Consider the following 4,806-nt stretch of genomic DNA (forward strand, 5'->3'; position numbering starts at 1 on the left):
CCTCGGGCGTCGGCAAGACCGAGCTGACCAAGGCGCTGACCGAGTTCCTGTTCGGCGACGAAGATGCTCTGATCACCCTCGATATGAGCGAATACTCCGAGAAGCACACCGCCTCCCGGATGTTCGGTTCACCGCCCGGCTATGTCGGCTACGAAGAGGGCGGTCAGCTCACCGAAAAGGTTCGTCGCAAGCCGTTCAGCGTGGTGCTCTTCGACGAGATCGAGAAGGCGCATCCGGACATCTTCAACTCGCTGTTGCAGATTCTGGACGAAGGGCGTCTGACCGACGCGCAGGGCCGGGTCGTCGACTTCAAGAACACCGTGATCGTGATGACCACGAACTTGGGGACGCGCGATATCTCCAAGTCGGTGAACCTCGGTTTCAGCCAGTCGTCCGACAGCGCCAGTAGCTACGAAAAGATGAAGGCAAAGGTCTCCGACGAACTCAAGCAGAACTTCCGTCCGGAGTTCCTGAACCGCGTCGACGAGATCGTGGTGTTCCACCAGTTGTCGCAGGCCGATATCGAGCGGATCGTCGACCTGATGGTCGCCGAGATCGAGTCCCGGCTGCGCGACAAGGACATGGGCATCGAGCTCACCCACGCGGCCAAGGCGCTGATCGCCAAGCGTGGCTTCGACCCGGTGCTGGGTGCTCGTCCGCTGCGGCGCGCGATCCAGCGCGACATCGAGGACATCCTGGCCGAGAAGATCCTCTTCGCCGACATCCACCCGGGCGAGATCGTCGTGGTGGACGTGGCGCCCGAGGGGTCGGAGCTGCCGTTCACCTTCAACGGCGTCCCGAAGGCCCAGATGCCGGACGTGCCGGCCGAGCTGGGTCAGACCAGCTGAGCCATACAGGGCAAGCGTGACGGGGCCCCGGGGAGAACCTCTCCCCGGGGCCCCGTCGGCTTCTACGCGAGGGTGACCAGCAGGATCGCGAGCACGATCAGCCCGACGAACAGCATCGAGATCACCGAGCCCACGATGCCGAGCGCGTAGCCGGCGGTCAGCGCGCCCGAGGCGCGGTACCGGCCCGGTTCGTTCCGCATCTCGCGGCGCGCCTTGGCGCCCAGGTACCAGGCCACCGGACTGATGAACGGAAAGGCGACGAACATCGCCGCGATGCCGACGATGCCCAGCACCAGCGTGGTGACGGCGTTCGGGTGCTCGGGTAGTTCACCGGCGACCCCGTACGGCATCTGCTGGCCGAAACTGTAGGCGGCGCTCGGCGACGGGTACTGCGGCTGCGGAGCCAGCGCACCGAACTGTTGCGGCTGCGACCAGCCGCTGGGCTCGGTCGGGTCGTGCGGCTGCGGGACCGGATTCGTGTAGTAGGCCGTGGTCGGCTGCTCTCGGGTCGGCGGCTCCTCGGACCGCGCCGGTTGCGGACGCGGGGTGCCGAAGCCGTCGCCGCTCGCCCAAGGCGAATACTGCTCATTGCTCATGGGTGCCCTCCTGAATCCCTACCAGGATACGAGGCGGTGGTGGCGGTGCTGAGACAGGCCCCCTAGAGCCGGTAGCCGTCCGCCTCGGCGATCACCAGTCCGTCGGCGACCAGCGAGCGCAACGCCTTGCTGGCCTGCGCGGCGTCCGGCCAGTCGGCGGTCAGCTGGGCGGCGGACGCCCTTTCGCCGGCATCCCGGGCCCGCAGTCGGTGCAGCACATGGCCGCGGGCCGCCCGGTCGGTGCCGGCGTAGAGCTGGCGGCGGCGCGGCGGACCGGGTGGCCGTCCGGCGGCCAGCCAGCGACAGTCCCGGCGGACCGGGCAGTCGGTGCAGGACGGGTTGTTGGCCCGGCACAGCTGGGCGCCTAGTTCCATCGCCGCCACCGACCAGCGCGCCGCCGCCGGCTGCGGCGGCAGCCAGGCCGCCGCGCGGGTTCGTTCGGCGGCGGTCGGTGAGCCGGCCAGGGCGTCGGTGCCGCCGTCCAGCCTGGCCAGCACCCGCCGCACGTTCACGTCGAGCACCACCTGGCGGGCGCCGAAGGCGAAACTGGCGATTGCGGCGGCGGTGTAGTCACCCACCCCGGGGAGGGCGCGCAGGGCGTCAGGATCGGCCGGCACCTCGCCGCCGTGCCGTTCCACGATGGCCACGGCGGCGGCATGCAGCCGCTGCGCCCGGCGTGGATAGCCCAGCCGTCCCCAGGCCCGGATCGCCTCGCCGACAGGCTCGGCCGCCAGTGCCGAGGGCGTCGGCCAGCGGTCGAGCCAGCTGCGCCACGGCTCCAGGACGCGGCCCACGGGTGTCTGCTGGAGCATGAACTCGCTGACCATCACGGCCCAGGGTGAGGCGTCCGGTGCGCGCCAGGGCAGGTCGCGGGCGTGCCGGTCGTACCAGGCGATGATCGTCGTGGTGAGGCGGGTAGTGTCCATCGCGGGCCACTGTATTCGGCTCCGGCGTGGTGTCCCCGCCGCAGCGGCATGGCTCTCTTACCCTTGGCGGCATGAGCGAAGTGCTGACAGGCAAGGGCCCCCAGCCACCTGTCGTGTACTGGATCCGGCGGGGTCTGGTCGTCCTGGTCGCGGTGATCGTCGTCGGCCTGCTGGTGTGGGCGTTTCTGCCCAAGGGCGAGCAACCCACCGCCGGGGTCCCGGCGCCGGCCGACACGCCGACCGACGTCACCTCTGAGCCGGCACCTTCGCCGAGCGGCAGCCCGTCCGACGACATGCCGACTCCAGGTACGTCGCCCAGCGGCTCGGCTGCCGCTCCGAGCGCCTGTGAGCCGATCGGCGTGCAGCTGGACCTGAAAGGCTTCCGCAGCGTGAAGTCGGGCGGTAAGCAGACCTTCAGCGTGACCGCCGAGAACAACACCGCACTGCCCTGCGTCATGGAGATCACCCCAGCGACCTTCGTGCTGCGGGTCGCCTCAGGCAACGACCCGGTCTTCAGCACCGCGCACTGCGACAAGTGGCTGCCCGAGGTGAAGAAGCAGACCCTCAAGGCGGGGGCCGCCGTCGAGTTCAAGGTGGAGTGGACGACGTTCCGGTCGGCGCAGGGCTGCAGGCAGGCCAAGTCGCTGCTGGGTGCCGGCACCTATGTGGCCACCGCCGCCTACCAGGAGAGCGCGACGAAGCGGTTCGCGTTCATGCTGACCAAGCCCTGAACGATCCCGCCGCGACACGACTCAGTCGAGGCGTTCGGCGTAGGCCGACTCGGCCAGTCTGATCAGTCCCTCGCGGACGGTGCGGGCGACGCCGTAGTCGACGCCCTCGACCCCGAGCAGGTCGGCGGTGCTCGCTCCGAACAACCCCTGCAAGCTGCCGAAGTGACTGACCAGCGCGTCCGCGACAGGGGCGGGGAGGCGCCCGATCTGGGCGAGTTGACGGTGCCCCAGCGGCGTCGCCCGGCGGCCCAGGTCGTCGCCCAGGCCGCAGGCTTGCGCGATCAGCGCCGGGTGCGCCAGGTCGTCGGTGTCCAGGCCCGCCAGCCGGGACAGCCGGAGTTCGTTCGCCTCGTCGCTGTAGTCACGTTCCAGTTCGACCGCGAGCGTGTCGAGGCCGGCCACCAGCTCGCCGAGCTGCAACCGCACCAGGCGTCCGTCGGAGCCCAGCTCGATCGCGTACCCGTTCAGTTCGTTCTGCAGCCGGCGGACCATTTCGAGCCGCTGCGCGATCACCGCGATGTCGCGGACGGTCACGGCGTCCTGCACCTCTGCCGCGGACAGCCGTGCGGTGGCCTCGCTGAGCCGGTCGCGGTAGCGGGCCAGGGTCGCCAGCGCCTGGTTGGCGCGGGCGAGCAACTGCTCGGGGCGTTGCACGATCCAGCGGGTGCCGTCGACGAACAACGAAATGGTTGACATGGACGCCGACACGGTGACCGTGGGTACCCCGATCTGCCGGGCCACCCGGTCTGCGGTGCGGTGCCTGGTGCCGGTCTCGGTGGTGTCCACGGCGGCGTCGGGCATCAGGTGGACTCCGGCGAACAGGATCCGGTCGAGCGCGTCGTTGAGGATGATCGCGCCGTCCATCTTGGCCAGCTCGCGCAGGGCGGTCGCCGTGAACGGGACGTCGATGGCGAAGCCGCCGGTGCTCAACGCCTGCAAGCGGGCGTTGTTGCCCAGCGTGATCAGCGCGCCGGTGCGGCCGTGCACGATTCGGTCGAGGCCATCGCGGACGGCGGTGCCGGGCGCGATCAGGCCCAGGGCCCGATTCAGCCGATTCGACGCAACGCTCACCATCCACGGCAGTCTACGGTGCCGCGCTGTGGCGTCAGCCCCCGGCCAGGCGCAGATGGGCGCCGTCCGGCTTGCGGCGCTTGGGTGGCCGCAGGCCGAGCAGATCGACCGCGGCCTCGAGGGTCGCCACCTCGACGATCTTCACCCCGGGCAGGCTGACTCCGGTGCCGGGCGGTACCAGCGCCACGCCGAAACCGAGCCGCTTCGCTTCGGCCAACCGTCGCTCCAGGCCAGCCACCCGGCGCAACTCGCCGGACAGGCCGACCTCGCCCAAGGCGATCACCGGCCGGTGGAAGGCGAGCTCGGCCGCCGCCGAAGCGACCGCCAATCCCACCGCCAGATCGGCCGCCGGGTCGATCAGCCGCGCCCCGCCGACGGTCGAGACATAGGCCTCCTTGTTGTGCAACCGCACTCTGGCCTTGCGCTCGAGCACCGCCAGGATCACCGAGACCCGTCCGGAGTCGAGGCCGTGGGTGACCCGCCGCGGCACCTGGGCCGCCGAACCCGCGACCAGTGCCTGCACCTCGCCCAACAACGGACGCCGGCCCTCCAGACTGACCGTGAGAGCGGTGCCGGGCATCGGCTCGGCACGGGTGGAGGCGAACAGCCGGCTCGGATCGGCGACCTCGCGAAT

General features: G+C 70.3%; 6 protein-coding genes. 2 read left to right on the forward strand and 4 right to left on the reverse strand.

Translation table 11 applies throughout. The features are described from left to right. Window positions 1-848, forward strand: an 848-nt coding sequence (locus tag Q0066_RS16580; protein ID WP_298135011.1) for an AAA family ATPase, incomplete at its 5' end; no start/stop codon positions are given. Window positions 849-910: 62 nt separating this feature from the next. On the opposite strand, the gene Q0066_RS16585 is transcribed toward Q0066_RS16580, so the two are convergent. Both Q0066_RS16585 and Q0066_RS16590 read right to left on the reverse strand, forming a co-directional pair. Continuing rightward, window positions 911-1,444, reverse strand: a complete 534-nt coding sequence (locus Q0066_RS16585; RefSeq protein ID WP_298135013.1) for a hypothetical protein — start codon at window positions 1,442-1,444, stop codon at window positions 911-913. Window positions 1,445-1,506: 62 nt separating this feature from the next. Then, window positions 1,507-2,370, reverse strand: coding sequence for an A/G-specific adenine glycosylase (locus Q0066_RS16590; protein WP_298135015.1), 864 nt, complete (start codon window positions 2,368-2,370; stop codon window positions 1,507-1,509). A gap of 71 nt (window positions 2,371-2,441) precedes the next feature. Here Q0066_RS16590 and Q0066_RS16595 point away from each other — a divergent pair, with 71 nt between their 5' ends. Beyond that, on the forward strand, window positions 2,442-3,101 hold the full coding sequence (locus Q0066_RS16595) for a hypothetical protein (protein WP_298135017.1): 660 nt from the start codon (window positions 2,442-2,444) through the stop codon (window positions 3,099-3,101). A 21-nt stretch (window positions 3,102-3,122) separates the two neighbouring features. Here Q0066_RS16595 and disA read toward each other — a convergent pair whose 3' ends face one another. After that, window positions 3,123-4,175, reverse strand: a complete 1,053-nt coding sequence (disA, locus tag Q0066_RS16600; protein WP_298135019.1) for a DNA integrity scanning diadenylate cyclase DisA — start codon at window positions 4,173-4,175, stop codon at window positions 3,123-3,125. A gap of 31 nt (window positions 4,176-4,206) precedes the next feature. Then, window positions 4,207-4,806 (reverse strand): magnesium chelatase domain-containing protein (locus Q0066_RS16605; protein WP_298135020.1); only part of this gene is annotated, 600 nt, incomplete at its 5' end.

Source organism: Micropruina sp. (genome assembly GCF_027492755.1).
Taxonomy (GTDB): domain Bacteria; phylum Actinomycetota; class Actinomycetes; order Propionibacteriales; family Propionibacteriaceae; genus Micropruina.